This is a genomic window from Achromobacter sp. GbtcB20 (assembly GCF_019091095.1).
Lineage (GTDB): Bacteria > Pseudomonadota > Gammaproteobacteria > Burkholderiales > Burkholderiaceae_B > Achromobacter > Achromobacter mucicolens.
Window position 1 is genome coordinate 1 of sequence record NZ_JAGXJZ010000755.1, and the last position, 247, is coordinate 247.

The 247-nt window shown below is 65.2% G+C and carries 1 pseudogene; it reads right to left on the bottom strand.

Annotated features, from left to right (window positions below):
• A pseudogene (locus tag KVT32_RS30995) lies at positions 1-247 on the bottom strand (acyl-CoA dehydrogenase); the annotation flags it as partial.

A 247-nucleotide genomic window follows, 5' to 3' on the forward strand; every position in this document is an offset into this window, starting at 1 on the left:
AGGCAGTTGGTGGTGCCGCGGTTGCCCATCTTGTGATTCAGGCCGGCCAGCGCGATGTCGTTGCGCTCGCCGCGGCCGCCGTCCTCGTTCACCAGGTACTTCGGCACGATGAACAGCGAAATGCCCTTTACGCCCGGGATCAGCTTGCCGTCGGGCCCGGGGATCTTGGCCAGCACCAGGTGCACGATGTTCTCCGCCAGTTCGTGTTCGCCGGCCGAGATCCACATCTTGTTGCCGCGCAGGCGGT